Source organism: Pontitalea aquivivens, assembly GCF_046507575.1.
Classification (GTDB): Bacteria; Pseudomonadota; Alphaproteobacteria; order Rhodobacterales; family Rhodobacteraceae; genus Pontitalea; species Pontitalea aquivivens.
Genome location: NZ_JBKFEY010000022.1, coordinates 1 through 14647, shown reverse-complemented (window position 1 = coordinate 14647; position 14647 = coordinate 1). Strand labels below are relative to the sequence as shown.

At 66.9% G+C, this 14647-nt stretch carries 13 protein-coding genes; 4 read left to right on the top strand and 9 right to left on the bottom strand.

From position 1 onward, the window contains the following. The first annotated feature begins 223 nt into the window (after positions 1 to 223). Positions 224 to 604, top strand: a complete 381-nt coding sequence (locus ACK8OU_RS16275) for a rhodanese-like domain-containing protein (RefSeq protein WP_410304471.1) — start codon at positions 224 to 226, stop codon at positions 602 to 604. A 169-nt stretch (positions 605 to 773) separates the two neighbouring features. Here the strand turns inward: ACK8OU_RS16275 and lpdA are convergent, their stop codons facing one another. From lpdA to ACK8OU_RS16250, 5 genes are read right to left on the bottom strand one after another with little or no spacing between them, the layout of a single operon-like run. Further along, positions 774 to 2168, bottom strand: a complete 1395-nt coding sequence (gene lpdA / locus ACK8OU_RS16270; RefSeq protein WP_410304470.1) for a dihydrolipoyl dehydrogenase — start codon at positions 2166 to 2168, stop codon at positions 774 to 776. Between the two features lie 52 nt (positions 2169 to 2220). Beyond that, positions 2221 to 2796 carry a DUF924 family protein gene (locus ACK8OU_RS16265; protein WP_410304469.1) on the bottom strand — a complete coding sequence of 192 codons (576 nt, stop codon included), beginning with the start codon at positions 2794 to 2796 and terminating at the stop codon, positions 2221 to 2223. A gap of 46 nt (positions 2797 to 2842) precedes the next feature. After that, entirely contained in the window at positions 2843 to 4102 is a 1260-nt protein-coding gene (locus ACK8OU_RS16260) for an MFS transporter (protein WP_410304468.1), read from the bottom strand. Positions 4103 to 4162: 60 nt separating this feature from the next. After that, positions 4163 to 5227 carry a tRNA preQ1(34) S-adenosylmethionine ribosyltransferase-isomerase QueA gene (gene queA, locus ACK8OU_RS16255; RefSeq protein ID WP_410304467.1) on the bottom strand — a complete coding sequence of 355 codons (1065 nt, stop codon included), beginning with the start codon at positions 5225 to 5227 and terminating at the stop codon, positions 4163 to 4165. Further along, positions 5224 to 8640, bottom strand: a complete 3417-nt coding sequence (locus ACK8OU_RS16250) for a hypothetical protein (protein WP_410304466.1) — start codon at positions 8638 to 8640, stop codon at positions 5224 to 5226. Before ACK8OU_RS16250 ends, queA begins: the two co-directional genes overlap by 4 nt. Before the next feature lie 140 nt (positions 8641 to 8780). On the opposite strand from ACK8OU_RS16250, the gene ACK8OU_RS16245 reads away from it, so the two are divergent. From ACK8OU_RS16245 to ACK8OU_RS16235, 3 genes are all read left to right on the top strand, one after another. Further along, positions 8781 to 9260: a peroxiredoxin gene (locus ACK8OU_RS16245; protein ID WP_410304465.1), complete on the top strand. Its 480-nt coding sequence runs from the start codon at positions 8781 to 8783 to the stop codon at positions 9258 to 9260. A gap of 211 nt (positions 9261 to 9471) precedes the next feature. After that, the gene (locus tag ACK8OU_RS16240; RefSeq protein ID WP_410304464.1) at positions 9472 to 10782 is read left to right on the top strand and encodes a DUF5930 domain-containing protein; all 1311 of its coding nucleotides are present in this window, start codon (positions 9472 to 9474) and stop codon (positions 10780 to 10782) included. Then, positions 10772 to 11260, top strand: coding sequence for a bactofilin family protein (locus ACK8OU_RS16235; RefSeq protein ID WP_410304463.1), 489 nt, complete (start codon positions 10772 to 10774; stop codon positions 11258 to 11260). The genes ACK8OU_RS16240 and ACK8OU_RS16235 overlap by 11 nt, the downstream gene beginning before the upstream one ends. Before the next feature lie 171 nt (positions 11261 to 11431). On the opposite strand, the gene gph is transcribed toward ACK8OU_RS16235, so the two are convergent. From gph to ACK8OU_RS16215, 4 genes are all read right to left on the bottom strand, one after another. Next, positions 11432 to 12088: a phosphoglycolate phosphatase gene (gph, locus tag ACK8OU_RS16230; protein WP_410304499.1), complete on the bottom strand. Its 657-nt coding sequence runs from the start codon at positions 12086 to 12088 to the stop codon at positions 11432 to 11434. 356 nt (positions 12089 to 12444) lie between these two features. Continuing rightward, positions 12445 to 13179: an amino acid ABC transporter ATP-binding protein gene (locus tag ACK8OU_RS16225; RefSeq protein ID WP_410304462.1), complete on the bottom strand. Its 735-nt coding sequence runs from the start codon at positions 13177 to 13179 to the stop codon at positions 12445 to 12447. Beyond that, positions 13176 to 13829: an amino acid ABC transporter permease gene (locus tag ACK8OU_RS16220; RefSeq protein WP_410304461.1), complete on the bottom strand. Its 654-nt coding sequence runs from the start codon at positions 13827 to 13829 to the stop codon at positions 13176 to 13178. The genes ACK8OU_RS16225 and ACK8OU_RS16220 overlap by 4 nt, the downstream gene beginning before the upstream one ends. 67 nt (positions 13830 to 13896) lie before the next feature. Then, a partial coding sequence (locus ACK8OU_RS16215) for an ABC transporter substrate-binding protein (protein ID WP_410304460.1) occupies positions 13897 to 14647 on the bottom strand: 751 nt, incomplete at its 5' end.

Here is a 14647-nt window from a genome sequence, read left to right as displayed (position 1 = left end):
CCCCGCCCTAGATAGGGCATGGCGCCCGAGTCTCCAACCCAAATATGCGAACGAAAAATGAACACGACCGGGGCCACCGGATGGCGCGCCGAATTCCGCTCGTCAAATTCCACTTTGTGAATATAATTTCCCGAACACCCCTTGATTCCCGCCCGCGATCTGCCAGATCAGCGCCAAAGCCACGCGCCCAGTCCGATGCAAGTTGCCCGATGCAAGCAGCCCGATGAAAGGTTTCGACATGCTGAACTTCCTGCGCCCGTCCTTCGCGCGCACCGACCGGATCGCCCCGCAAGAGGCCGTCCGCCAGGTCGCGGCGGGGGACATGACCCTGATCGACGTGCGTGAGGTCGCGGAACTGCGCGCCTCGGGCAAGGCGGCGGGCGCGCTGCATGTGCCGCTGATGGCGCTGCGGATGAAATGCGACCCCGCCAGCCCGGAATGCCTGCCCGGCCTGTCGGTGGACAAGCCGGTGGCGCTGTATTGTGCCAGCGGCGGGCGCAGCGCGGGGGCGGCGCAGATGCTGGCGCAGATGGGCTACAAGACGGTCTACAACCTGGGCGGCCTGCATGACTGGCACGCCGCGGGCGGCGCAATCGAGCGCTGATCAAGCGCCCAAGGCGGGGGGCGCTGCCCCCCGTCGCTGCGCGACTCCCCCCGAGGTATTTGTGGCAAGATGAACAGGTGTCTTTCATCTTGCCACAAATACCTCGGGGGTGAATGGCCGCAGGCCAGAGGGGGCGGCGCCCCCTGCCCGATCCGGTCAGAAATCCCTGTCAGAAATGCAGCGCGCGGCCGTAGGCGTCCAGCACGGATTCGTGCATCATTTCGCTGAGCGTCGGGTGCGGGAAGACGGTGTTCATCAGGTCTTCCTCGGTGGTTTCCAGCGTGCGGCCGATGACATAGCCCTGGATCAGCTCGGTCACTTCGGCGCCGACCATATGCGCGCCCAGCAATTCGCCGGTTTTCGCATCGAACACGGTCTTGATCAGCCCTTCAGGCTCGCCCAGCGCGATGGCCTTGCCGTTGCCCACAAAGGGAAAGCGGCCGACGCGGATTTCATGGCCCTGTTCCTTCGCCTTCGCCTCGGTCAGGCCGACCGAAGCCACCTGCGGATGGCAATAGGTGCACCCCGCGATCGAACCGGGCCTGATCGGATGGGGGTGTTTGCCCGCGACCAGTTCGGCGACCATCACCCCTTCATGGCTGGCCTTGTGTGCAAGCCAGGGGGCGCCGGCGATGTCGCCGATGGCGTAAAGCCCATCCACCCCGGTGCGGCAGTATTCATCGGTCACGACATGGGTGCGGTCGATCCGGACACCCAGCGCCTCAAGGCCCAGGCCCTCGACATTGCCGACGATGCCCACGGCCGAGATCACCGTGTCGAATTCCGCCGTGGTGGTGCCCCTGGCGTCTTCAAGATGCGCCGTCACCTTGCCATTTCCGCGGTCAAGTTTCTTAACCGTGGTCTTTTCCAGGATCTTCATTCCCTGCTTCACGAACTGCTTTTTCGCGAAGGCCGAGATTTCCGCATCTTCCACCGGCAGCACGCGGTCCATCACCTCGACCACCGTGGTATCGGCGCCCAGCGTGTTGAAGAAGCTGGCGAATTCGATCCCGATCGCGCCCGATCCGATCACCAGGAGCTTTTTCGGCATGCGTTTGGGTTGCAGCGCGTGTTTATAGGTCCAGACCAGATCACCATCGGCTTCCAGCCCCGGCAGGGTGCGCGCGCGCGCGCCGGTGGCCAGCACGATCGCCTTCGCGGTCAGCTCTTCGGTTCCCTTGTCGGTCCTGACCGCGACCATGCCCTGCTTCGGCAGGCTGGCCTCGCCCATCACCACGGTGATCTTGTTCTTCTTCATCAGATGGCCGATGCCGCCCGACAGCTGCTTGGCCACCCCGCGCGACCGGGCCACCACGGCGTCCAGGTCGAAGCCGATCTTTTCGGCGCTGAGCCCGAAGTCCCTGGCGCGGTGCATCAGGTGGAACACCTCGGCCGAACGCAGAAGCGCCTTGGTCGGGATGCAGCCCCAGTTCAGGCAGATGCCGCCCAGATGTTCGCGCTCGACGATGGCCACGTTCAGGCCCAGCTGCGCGCCCCGGATGGCGGCGACATAGCCGCCGGGGCCTGCGCCGATCACGATCATGTCGAAGCTTCCGGCTGCCATGTCATTCCCCCATCAAAAACTAGTTTGGCCTTAAACTATTTTTCCGCACGCTTCAATGGCCCGCTTCCGCCGGGCCGATCCGTTGCAGCGCCGCGCCATAGCCGCCGGCGTCCAGAAAGGCCTGTTCGGTCGCGCCGGTCACCCGGCCCAGCGCCGCGTTGCGCCAGGGAAAGCGGCCAAAGCGGGCGATGACATCGGCATGCGCCCGGGCGTGGCGCAGATTGTCGCCCGGCATCCGTTCGGCAAACAAGGCGATGCAGCGGTCCTGGGCGGCCCCATCCTCGGCATGCATGAAGGGCAGGTAGAAGAACTGGCGCAACGGCGGGTCGGTGGCCAGGTCGTGGCCGGCGGCGATGGCATGATCGGCCACGTCCAGGGCGCGGGCATCGGTGGCGAAGCTGTCGGCATGATCGCGGAACATGTTGCGCGGAAACTGGTCCAGCAGCAGGATCAGCGCCAGCGCCCCCGGTGCGGTGGCCAGCCAGCCGGAAAAGCCCCCGTCGCGCGCCTCTTCCCACAGGCCCGCATAGCGCGCGCGGATATCATGGTCCAGCGCATCGCCCCCGCGATACCAGCCCTCGGGGCCGATCCGGTCCCAGAACTGAAGGATGTCGGTAATGTGATCCATGGCGCCCCCCCCTTTTGGCACAGGCTGACAGAGGCGGGGCGCGCGATCAATCCTGTGGCGGCGCTTCGGGGGGGGAAATGTCCTGCGCGGCCTCCAGCGCGGCCTCGACCGCCAGCAGGGTGGCGGTGGGCGAGATCACCGCGAAGGCGCCGGTTTCCTCGGCCGGCAACGACGGGCGGCGGGTCATGCGCCAGCCGGCATAGGCCGCAAGCGCCGCGTTAAGCAACGCCAGATACAGGAAAAAGCCGTTCGTCCCGACCGCCGCCATCAGCCAGCCGGTGACGATCGGCCCGCCGATCGCCCCCACCCCGTTGATGAACAACAGCCCCGCCGAGGCCGCCGCCATGTCGGCATTGTCCAGAAAGTCGTTGGTATAGGCCAGCAGCAGCGCGTAAAGCGGGTTGGCGATGCCCCCGATCAACGCGGCCATGACCAGCAGCACCACGAAGGGCGGATTCATCACGAAGGTCAGCGCCATCGCCACCGTCCCTGCCACCGCCAGCCCCAGGATCAGCTTGCGCCGGTCCATCCGGTCCGAGACCCAGCCGATCGGGTATTGGCACAAAAGTCCGCCCACATAGATCGCCGCCACGAAGGCGGAAATCTCGGGCACCGACAGCCCCGCGCGGGTGCCCCAGACCGCCGCCATCCCGAACAGCGCCGAAAAGATCCCGCCCAACAGGAAGATGCCGACGCAGCCCAGCGGCGAGGCCACCCACAGGCGCGCAAAGCTCATCCGTTGGATGGTGGCGAAGGCGGGGGCGGGCGCGGCCGACAGCAGGATCGGCGTGAAGGCGATCGACACCAGCACCGAGGGGATCACGAACAGCAGGAATCCCGCCGGATCGGCCGTGTTCAGCAGCACCTGCGCCGCGATGATGCCGATCATCTGCACGATCATATAGGCCGACAGCGCCTGGCCGCGGTTTTCATTGGTCGCGGCCGCGTTCAGCCAGCTTTCGGCGGTGATATAGACCCCGGAAAAGGAAAACCCGATCAGCACCCGCATCAGCGCCCAGGCGATCCAGTGCGGGGCGGCGGCATAAAGGATCAGCACCGCCGAAATCAGGCTGCCCAGGGCTGCGAAGACGCGCACATGGCCCACGTTGCGGATCAGGTCGGGCACCGTGCGCGACCCCAGCAGGAAGCCCGCGAAATAGGCCGACATCACCACCGACATCTCGAATGTGCCAATCGCCTCGATCTCGCCGCGGATGCCCAGAAGCGTGCCCTGCATGCCGTTGCCGACCATCAGAAGCATGATGCCCAGAAGCAGGGCCCAGGAACTGCGCAATACCGACAGCATCTGAAAAACCTTTCGCGAACAATCCAGTGCCGGGCCAGTCTGCCCCCCCGGGGGGGGCCGTCACGCGCCGCAGCGACCTTCGGGGATCAGAAGCGACGCATCGCCATAAGAAAAGAAACGATAGCCCTTGTCCACCGCATGGGCATAGATCCGGTCGATCCGGTCCTTGCCCATCAGCGCCGAGACCAGCATCAGCAGCGTCGATTTCGGCAGGTGGAAATTGGTCATCAGCGCGTCGGTCACCTGAAAGCGGTAGCCGGGATAGATGAAGATGTCGGTGGCGCCGGAAAACGGCGCGACCCGGCCCGGGGTTGCGGCGCTTTCGATCAGCCGCAGCGCGGTGGTGCCCACCGGGATCACCCGCCCGCCGGCCGCGCGCGTGGCATTGATCTCGGCGGCTGCGCGGGCGCTGACCTCGCCCCATTCGGCATGCATGCGATGGGTGGTCACATCGTCCACCTTGACCGGCAGGAAGGTGCCCGCGCCGACATGCAACGTGACCTCGGTGAACCCGACGCCCCTGGCGGCCAGCGCCGCCAGCAGTTCGGCGGTGAAATGCAGGCTGGCGGTGGGGGCGGCCACCGCGCCGGAATGGCGGGCGAAGACGGTCTGGTAATCGTCCTTGTCGGCCTCATCCGGCGGGCGCAGCGCGGCGATATAGGGCGGCAGCGGCATCGCGCCGGCCTGGGCCAGGGCCGCGTCGAAATCATCGCCCGTCAGGTTGAAGGCCAGCCGCAATTGCGCATCGCCAATCGATTGCACCGTGGCCGACAGCGTATCGGAAAAGCGGACCACCTCACCCGCGCGCAGCTTGCGCAGCGGCTTGGCCAGGGCCATCCATTCGCCCCCCGGGGCGGGTTCCAGCAGCGTCACCTCAATCTTCGCCACCGCCGCGCCCTGGGGCGTGGCGCGCATGCGCGTGCCCGTCAGCCGCGCGGGGATCACCCTGGTGTTGTTCAGAACCAGCCGGTCGCCGGGGCGGAAGACATCGACCAGATCGGCCACATGCAGATCGCTGATCCGGTCGCCTTCGGCCAGCAGCAGCCGCGCGGCGGTGCGCGGCCGGGCGGGACGCGTGGCGATCAGCGCCTCGGGCAGGTGGAAATCGAAATCCGACAGTTTCATTGCGCGACCTTCGGCGGCGGCCTGCGAAAAATCTCGCGGAACATCCCCGGCGTCAGGATCGACAGCGGGTTGATCGTCACCCGCGGCGCCACGGTGGGGCCGGCCATCGTATAGGTGAAGCCGAACAGCCCCTCGCCCCGGCGGGTCAGGATCTGGCCAATGGAATTGAGAAGGTAGAAGGGCGAAACCACGCCTGCCATGTCGATCTGCCCGCCGCCCGTGCCCTGCCCCGGAATATATCGGCCCGTCATCGTCACCCCAAGCGAGGCGCCGACGGCCTCGCCCCTTGTGAGGGTGACACCCTGCGGCGTCAAGCGGAAGGCGCCCTCGACATCCGAGAACAGGATACCTTCGCCGTTCAACTGTTCGAGAAGCCCGATCACCGAGGCCGCCGACAGCATCGAGGCCAGCACCGGGGCATCGCGCACCCGCAGGTCGCGCATCACCGCCACCCCGTCATAGCTGCCCGGGTCACCCACCGGCGTAAGCCGCAGATCAAGGCTGCCGCCGCCCGCGCGGGCAAAGATCCCCGCCGCGGCCAGCGTCGCCCCCGCATCGGGCGCGCTAAGGCTGACCGCCGCGCGCCCGCCCGGGCCGGGGGTCAGCGTGCCCTCGACCGGGGCGGCGCCGTTGACCCGGCCCGCAAAGCGGCCCTGGAAACCGCCACGCGTGCCGAAATCGCCGCGAAAGCCGGTCAGCGCGATGCTGTCAGAGACGGTCAGCCGGTCCAGCGCCACCCGGACCGCACCGCCCGCGCCCCCACCGCCGCCCCCACCGCCGTCGCCGCCGCCGCCGCCGCCCGCGCCAAAGGGGGCGCGGCGCAGATCGACCCGCCCCGAGGTGACAAAGACATCCGCCGCCTGCCCCGCACCCTGCCCGCGCAATTCGGCCGCACCGGAAAACCACCGCCCGATGGTGACCGCACCAAAGCGGGCAAGGTCCAGCCCGCCGCCTGCGCGCAGGCTGATGCTGCCCTCGGCGGCAAGGCCCGGCGCCTCAAGGCGCAGCGCCTCGACCGCGGGCGGCGCGCCCAGCCGACCCGACAGGTCCAGCTGGCCCGCACTCGCCGCGCCCTTGGACCAGCCGATCTGCGGGATCGCCAGCGCCAGCCCGCGCAAGTCCGATTGCAGACGAAAGCGCGTGGGTTCCCCCCGGCGCAGATCCAGCGCGATCCGCCCCTGCCCGGTGCCCGTCAACGCGCCCTTCGGCAGGCCGATGCCAAAGGCGTCCAGCGCGGCAGGGGAAATCCCGATCTGCCCCTCGACCGAAGAAATCCCGCGGTGTTCGGGCCCGAACTGCTGGCGCCAGGCGACGTCAAAAGGCACGCCCGACAGCCGCCCCCGCCCCGACAGCACCAGCCCGCCCGCACGATCGGCGCGCAGCGACAGGGTTTCGGCCTCCAGCAGCCGGCCGGGGACGATCTTGTCCGATCGCACATCCGTCAGCCGCGCGGTGACGGCATAGCCCACCTCATCGGGTGGAACCCTGGGCTTGAGCACGAAATCCAGGTCGGTCACCGCATGGGCCATGCCTTGCGCGATGTCGGTGGGCTGGCCGGCCCTGGTCAGGAATTCGAAGGGCGGCTGATCCAGCAGCGACAGCGCCGCGGGGATGCTGGAACGGGTGACCAGCCGCACACGCGCGGGCGCGGGCTTGATGCGGATGTCGGGCACGGTCATCACCGTGTCGGTCACATCCACCCGCCCGCCCGCGGGCGCGATAACATGGCCCCGTTCGACCAGCAGCGCATGGGTGGTGTCGCGGATCGTGGCAAAGCCGCGCCCGTCCTGCACCGGCGGCAGGGTGCGCAGCACCCGCACCTCGGCCCCCTGGAATTCATAGCCCAGCGCCAGCCGCGGTTCGGCCCCCGGGGCCAGGCGCAACGCGGCCTGCACGTTGTGCAGCTGGCCGGTGGCGACATTGTCGGCCACCCAGACCCGCGTGCGCGGCACAAGCGCCGGCGGCCAAAGCGCCAGCAGATCCGCCTGCCCGATCCGGTTCACCCCCATGTCCAGCGCCACCCGCCAGCCCGCCGCATCGGCACCCACGCGCCCCTTGGCCGAAATCTGCCGGTCGCCCTCGATCAGCTGCAGCTGGCCCAGATCGATGGCAAAAGGCTGCAGCCGCAGCCGCAGGTCCAGCGCGCCCCGGGTAAAGCGCGCGGGTTGTTCGAACAGCCCCTCGGGGTCAAGCTGCAGATCGCTGATCGCCACCTGCGCCAGAAGCGTGCCGGGCAAACCGGCGGCGAAATCCTTCAGATCGGCATGACCCGTGGCACGCAGCCGCAGCGCGCGGCTTTGCACCGACAGGTCGGTGAAGGTCACGCGCCGGCTGACCGGATCATAGCCCAGATAGACCTTGCCGCCATCAAAGGCCAAGGGCCGCGCGCCCTGCACCGGCGACAGCGCGCCCGCACCGATTTCCAGCATCGCATCCAGCCGCGCCACCCGTCCGGCCGCATCGATCCCCGACCGGATCGCCCCGGAAATCGGCGCCTCCAGCACCCCAAGCCAGGCCAGCGCGGGCGATTGCACCGCCAGGTCGCGCGCCTTCACGCCCGTGACCGCCGCGCCAAAGCTGGCCTCGGCGCTGCCCTTGCGCGTGCTGGCCGACAGCGACACGCGCGCCGGGCTTTCGTCATGCGCCCCCACATCCAGCCCCAGCGTGACCGAGATGTCCTGATCGGTCTGGGTCAGCATCATCTGGCCCTGCGACACCTGCCAGACCCGGGCCAGGCGGCGGTCATCCAGGCGCAGGGCGACCTCTTGCACCTCGATGCGTTCCAGCGCGGCCAGCGCGGGCGTGGCAAAGACACGCTCGACCAGGTCGGACAGTTCGGCCAGCGATTCAGGCCGCGGCAGGGCCATCGCGCCGCCGCCCAGATCCAGATCCAGCGTGCCATCGGCCAGCCGGCGCAGCGACAGGCTGGCACCGCGGATGCGAAAGCTTTTGGGGGCTATCTTGCCGCGCAGCAGCGGCTGGGCGTGCAGCGTGCTGCGCAATTCGGGCAACACCGCCAGCGGCCGGCCATCGGGGCGCATCAGCACCACGCCGTGAAACCGCAGCCGGGGCACGAATCCCTCATCGATGATCAGATCGGCACCCTCGGCCAGCCGCAGCGACAACCGCCCCGCCAGCGCGGCATTGGCGCGCGCCTCCAGCCGGGTGATCAGCCAGTCGGGCGCGGGCAGCGGGCGATGGGTCAGCGCCATCACCGCAAAGGCCATCGCCGCCACGATCAGCGGCAGGCTGAGCAACAGCCAGATGCCGACCCGCCCGCGCGGGCGCGGCGCACCCGCAGCACCCGCGCCTGCGGGTCCGCGGGCGGGTCCGGGTCCGCGGGCGGGTGCGTCGGGCACAGCCCCGGGACGGTCGGCCCCCTCGGTCCGATGCGCGGCGTCTGGTTGTGTCATTCCACCTCGAACGGGCCAATCCGGGCGGCCCCGCGCCGCCACGCCCCACCGGGGCCGCGCGACCGGGCCGCAACTTCGCCTTTATATTTGCGCGCAACGCCATAGAACGTAAATCCCGAACCCCGTGACAGGAGGATGACATGATCGGCATCGGCGAAACCGCGCCTGACTTTACCCTGCCCCGCACCGCCAATGGCGGCGCCACCGACACGCTGACGCTGTCGGCGCTGCGCCCGGCGCCGGTGGTGCTGTATTTCTATCCCAGGGACGACACCCCCGGCTGCACCACCGAGGCGCTGGACTTTACCCGCCTGGCCACCGATTTCGCCGCCGCGGGCGCGGTGGTGGTGGGCCTGTCCAAGGACAGCCCGGCCAGGCACGAAAAATTCTGCGCCAAGCACGGGCTGGGCGTGATCCTGGTGTCCGATGAGGCGTCCGACACCTGCGAACGCTATGGCGCCTGGGTGGAAAAAAACATGTATGGCAAGACCTACATGGGGATCGAACGGTCCACCGTGCTGATCGACGGCACCGGCCGGGTGGCGCAGGTCTGGCCCAGGGTCAAGGTCAAGGGCCATGCCGAAGAGGTGCTGGCCGCGGTGCGCGCGCTGCCCCGCTAGGCCCGGTTCCCCGCCCCCGCGGGGATCGGCGGGAAACCGCCAAATGCGCGCCCTGCCCGTCCCTTTGACCCCCGGGGCGGGCAAAATCGGTTGCGCGACGGTCCGGCCGCTTGCTAAGCCCCTGCCAACAACCGACAGACCGCAGCAGGCGGCAAGGGGCGCCGGCGATCCGGCGGAGGGACCAGTTTAAAGACAGGACAGGACGCAGGGTTTGCCCAGACGCATCATCGACCGACTGAACAGTTCACTGGAACGCTGGCTGCCCGAACAGCGGCTGTTTCTGAAATCGGACACCGCAACGCGCTTCGTGCGGCTGCGGCCGCTGACACAGGCGACGGCGCTGGGGGTGACGGGGGTGGTCTTTGGCTGGGCGGTGATCGCCACCTCGCTGCTGTTCATCGACGGGATCAGTTCGGGCACCGCGCGCGAACAGGCGGTGCTGGCGCAGACCGCCTTCGAACGCCGGCTGGACAGCCTGTCGCGCGAACGCGATGCCCGCGCCGCCGAGGCGCTGGCCGCCCAGGGCCGGTTCCAGACCGCGCTGGAACAGGTCTCGGCCATGCAATCGGCGCTGCTGGACAGCGAGGAACGCCGGCGCGAGCTGGAAACCGGGATCAAGGTGATCCAGACCACCCTGCGCCGCACCATGACCGAACGCGATGCCGCGCGGGCGGAACTGGCCACGGCTGCCGCGGGCGATGCGGACGGCCCCGCCCGGGCGGTCGCGCAATCCGAAGATCTGGCGCAGACGCTGGATGTGCTGTCGGTGGCGCTTGGCCAGACCGCGGCCGAACGCGACGCGCTGGCCCGCGATGCCGAAACCGCGCGCATCGAGGCCGATCAGATCGCCCTGGAAAAGCGCCTGCTGGAAGAACGCAACGACGAAATCTTCACCACGCTGGAAGGCGCGGTCAGCGTCTCGATGGCACCGCTGGACAAGATGTTCAAGGCCGCCGGCATGAACCCCGACCAGATCCTGTCGCAGGTCCGGCGCGGCTATTCGGGCAAGGGCGGGCCGCTGATGCCGGTGGCCTTTTCGTCCAAGGGCCGGCTGACCCCCGAGGAAGAACGCGCCGCGGACATCCTGCGCCGCCTGGATGAAATGAACATGTATCGCATCGCGGCCGACCAGCTGCCCTTTGCGATGCCCGTGCGGGCAAGCCATCGCTTCACCTCGCCCTATGGCTATCGCTGGGGCCGGCTGCATGCGGGCGTGGATTTCGCAGCCCCCGTCGGCACCGCGATCGTGGCCCCCGCCGATGGCCACGTGATCAAGGCAGGCTGGGAATCGGGCTATGGCAACATGATCCGGATCGAACATGATTTCGGCGTCCAGACCGTCTATGGCCACCTGTCCAAAATGCATGTGAAGACCGGCCAAAAGGTCTCGCGCGGGGAACGGATCGGTGATATGGGCAATACCGGGCGGTCCACCGGGCCGCATCTGCACTATGAAATCCGGGTCGGCGGCAAGCCCGTCAATCCGATGACCTTCATCAAGGCGGCGAAAGATGTTTTCTAAAAGCAAGATTCACGATCCCGGCCCGAAAGCCGCGGCAGAACCCGAAAAGGCCAAATCCCCTGACGCGGCACCCTCGCGGCCCGCAGGCGATTTCATGCCGGCACCGGCGCGCGCCAAGCCTGCGGCTTCGGTGCTGTCGTCGGATCTGACGGTGGTGGGCAACATCAAGACCACTGGCGACATCCAGGTGGAAGGCGTCGTCGAAGGCGACATCCGCGCCCATCTGCTGACGGTCGGCGAAAGCGCCACCATCAAGGGCGAGATCGTGGCCGATGACGTGGTTGTCAACGGGCGCGTGGTGGGCCGCGTGCGCGGGCTGAAGGTGCGCCTGACCTCGACCGCGCGGGTTGAAGGCGACATCATCCACAAGACCATTGCGATCGAATCCGGCGCGCATTTCGAAGGCTCGGTCCAGCGTCAGGATGACCCGCTGTCGAACGGCCAGGGCACGCCCAAGCTGGCCCCGCCGACCGAATGATCCCCGCGCGCGGCCGGCCCCGCCCGCCGCGCGTCCCCGATCCGACCGAACGGCCGCGATACCCCATCGCGGCCGAACGTATTTCCCGCCCCTCCGCGCATGGTGGCCCGGCTGAAAGATCCCGGCTGTCCCCCGGGTTCCGGTGAACCGGGGCCGGGCCACCGCAGGGCTTCAACGAAACCTTGCAACCAGACCGGGCAGGTCCGGGAACGCGTCGAACACCCCGTCATTCGGAAGCTCTGCGACAGGCATCCTGCGATAGCCGCCGGAAAACAGCAAAAACGGCAGGCCAGCCCGCTGCGCGGTTTCGGCGTCGACCTCGCTGTCCCCCACATAGATGACCGGCGTGCCGCCCAGCGCCTCGGCGGCGGCCAGAAGGGGGGCCGGTTCGGGCTTGCGCACGGGCAGGCTGTCGCCCCCGATCACGACCGGCAGACGATCGGCAAGGTCAAGATCGCGCAGGATGGCGCGGGCAGGTTCCACCGGCTTGTTCGTGCAGACCCCCAGCCGGTGCCCTGCCGCGGCCAGCGCATCCAGCGCGGCGACAACACCGGGGAACAGGGCGCCCAGTTCGGTCGGGGCGGCCAGGTAGTGGCGCATGAAACAGGCTTCGCGTCCGGCATGGCGCGCGGCATCGCCGGGGTTCTCGCCCCGTGCGGCCATCACCTTGCCGATCAGGGCCGGAACCCCGTTGCCGATGAAGCTGCGCACCTGCGCGACGCCCATCGGGGCATCGCCATGGTCCGCCAGCATCCGGTTCACCGCGGCGTGAATGTCGGGCACGCTGTCCACAAGCGTTCCATCGAGGTCAAAGATGATCGCGGCCATGTCGGTCTCCTGTCCGGCGGGCAGTTCGGGGTGCATGAGCGCGCCGTTCGCGGCAAGCGCGCACCGCGCACCGGCCAGCGCCTGCCGCAGGCTGGACCCATGTTCATTGTCGCCCGGCACAATCTATGCTGGTTCATGACGATCGGCACAAGCGGCCAAAGGATGGCCCGGGCCGACAGCATTGGCGCCTTTGGCGGACGTGCGGCGGTGCGCTTGCGGCACTGTGCAATCCGGGGCCAGATGTCGGCACGATCATCGGACCGGCGGGAAACTTCGGGCCGCTGAGCGACCCGGTAAAATTCGTCCTGACAGCATGACGAGGCCGGCAGGCCCCGGCCGCTTCTTGCACCTGGACATCAATCCATTGGATGGATCACCCGATGCAGAAAGTCCTGCGTGCGCGGATGCTGCGGATTGCGCAACACCTCATCAGGGGATCCCTGTTCGACGATTGTCCCGGATTCCAGGAACAAGACCCGATCGGCCACGGCCTTGGCGAAGCCCATTTCATGGGTCACGACAACCATCGTCATGCCTTCCGAGGCGACATCGCGCATGACAGAGAGAACCTCACCTACAAGTTCGGGGTCCAGGGCCGAGGTCGGTTCATCGAACAAAATGGCTTTCGGCCGCATCGCCAGCGCGCGCGCGATGGCAACGCGCTGTTGCTGTCCGCCCGACAGCTGACCCGGGCGCGTATCGAACTTGCCCGCCAGGCCGACCTTTTCCAACAGCTCTGCCGCTTGATCGCGCGCTTCGGAACGCTTCACGCCCTTGACGAAAACCGGGCCTTCCATGACGTTTTCCAGCGCGGTTCGATGCGGGAACAGATTGAAGCGCTGGAAAACCATCGAGACCTGCGTTCGGATGTCGACGATCGAACGATCCTCGGGGTCGACTTTTGCCCCCTCGATCGTGATCGCGCCACGGTTATACGTCTCGAGGCCATTGATGCAGCGCAGAATGGTGGATTTCCCCGATCCTGACGGTCCGATGATGCAGACGACCTCACCCTTGGCAACGTCGAAGCTGACCCCTTTGATCACCTCGAGCGATCCGAAGGATTTGTAGATGTCCTGAACTGAAATCATGACTGGGAATACCTCCGTTCAAGATGCCGGGTCAGGAAGGTGAGCGGAAGGCTCAGGGCAAGGTAGATGAATGCAACCAGGGTGAAGACGGTCATGTTGTCGAACGTCGAGGCCGCGATGAGCTGGCCCTGTCGGGTCAGTTCCGCAACCGTGATGGTCGAGACGAGCGAGGAATCCTTCAGCATCATGATGATCGTGTTGCCGAACGGCGGCAGGACGATCCGGACGGCCTGTGGCATGATGACCCGTCGCATCACCAGGCTATCGGTCATGCCGATCGAATGGGCGGCTTCAATCTGCCCGCGGTCGATCGCCTCAATCCCTGCGCGGAAATTCTCTGCCTGATACGCAGAATAGGCGATGCCCAGCCCGATGATCCCGGCCTGCACGGCGGTGAGATTGAGCCCGACTTCAGGCATGACGAAGTAGATGTAGAACAGCTGCACGATGATCGGGATACCGCGAATGACTGTGATGAACGTCCGACTGATGCCCGCCAGAACCGGGATCCGTGACCACATCATGATGGCCCAGACGAAACCCAGAACCGTGCTGAGGATGACCGAGAAGAACGTGACGATCAGCGTCAGGAACACACCATCCATCAGGATCGGCAGATAATCACCCGCCTTAGCGAAAAACCCCGTCATTCAACCTCCTGCGGAAATAGTTCATGCCGAAAGGGGCAGCGCAAAGCTGCGCCGCCCCGATGCGGGGTCAGTTGATACCCCATTTCGCGATGATTTCGTCAAGCGTCCCCGAGGCCTTGATGTTGGCAAGGCCTGCGTTGATCCTGGCAAGAAGATCCGTGTCATCCTGACGAACTGCGATCGCAACGTTGCCCGTCACCTGGCTTTCGTATTCCGGAACAAGGCGCACGTCGGACGCGCTCTGGGACAGCTGATAGGCCACGATTGGCCGGTCCCCGAAACCGACATCAATCCGCCCAAGCGCCACATCGCGCATGATATCGGCAATGGTGTCATAGACCTTCACATCCGCAAATTTCCCACTGGCCTTGAGCGGTTCGACATAAGCGGTTCCGACCTGAACACCGGCGGTCTTGCCCGCAAGATCATCCAGGCTCTTGTAGCTGCCGGCATCGTCGCTCTTGACGAAAAGGCCCTCGCCATAGGTGTAAACGGTGTCAGTGAACGTTACGACCTTGGCGCGTTCCTCGGTCGCATACATGGCGGCGGCAATGATGTCGATCTTTCCGCTGGTCAACGAGGGAATCAACGCGCTCCATTGCGTCGCTTCGACTTCCGGCTTGAAACCCTGATCTTCGCCAATCGCCCGGATGATGTCGACCATCACCCCATCGATCTGGTTGGTCTTCACATCCAGGAAGGTGAAGGGAACGCCCGAGGGCGTCGAACCGACCTTGTGGGTCACGTCTTGCGCCATCGCAGCGCCAGTAACGAAGCCACTGGTCAGCAGGGCCACTGCTGCACCGCGAACAATACGA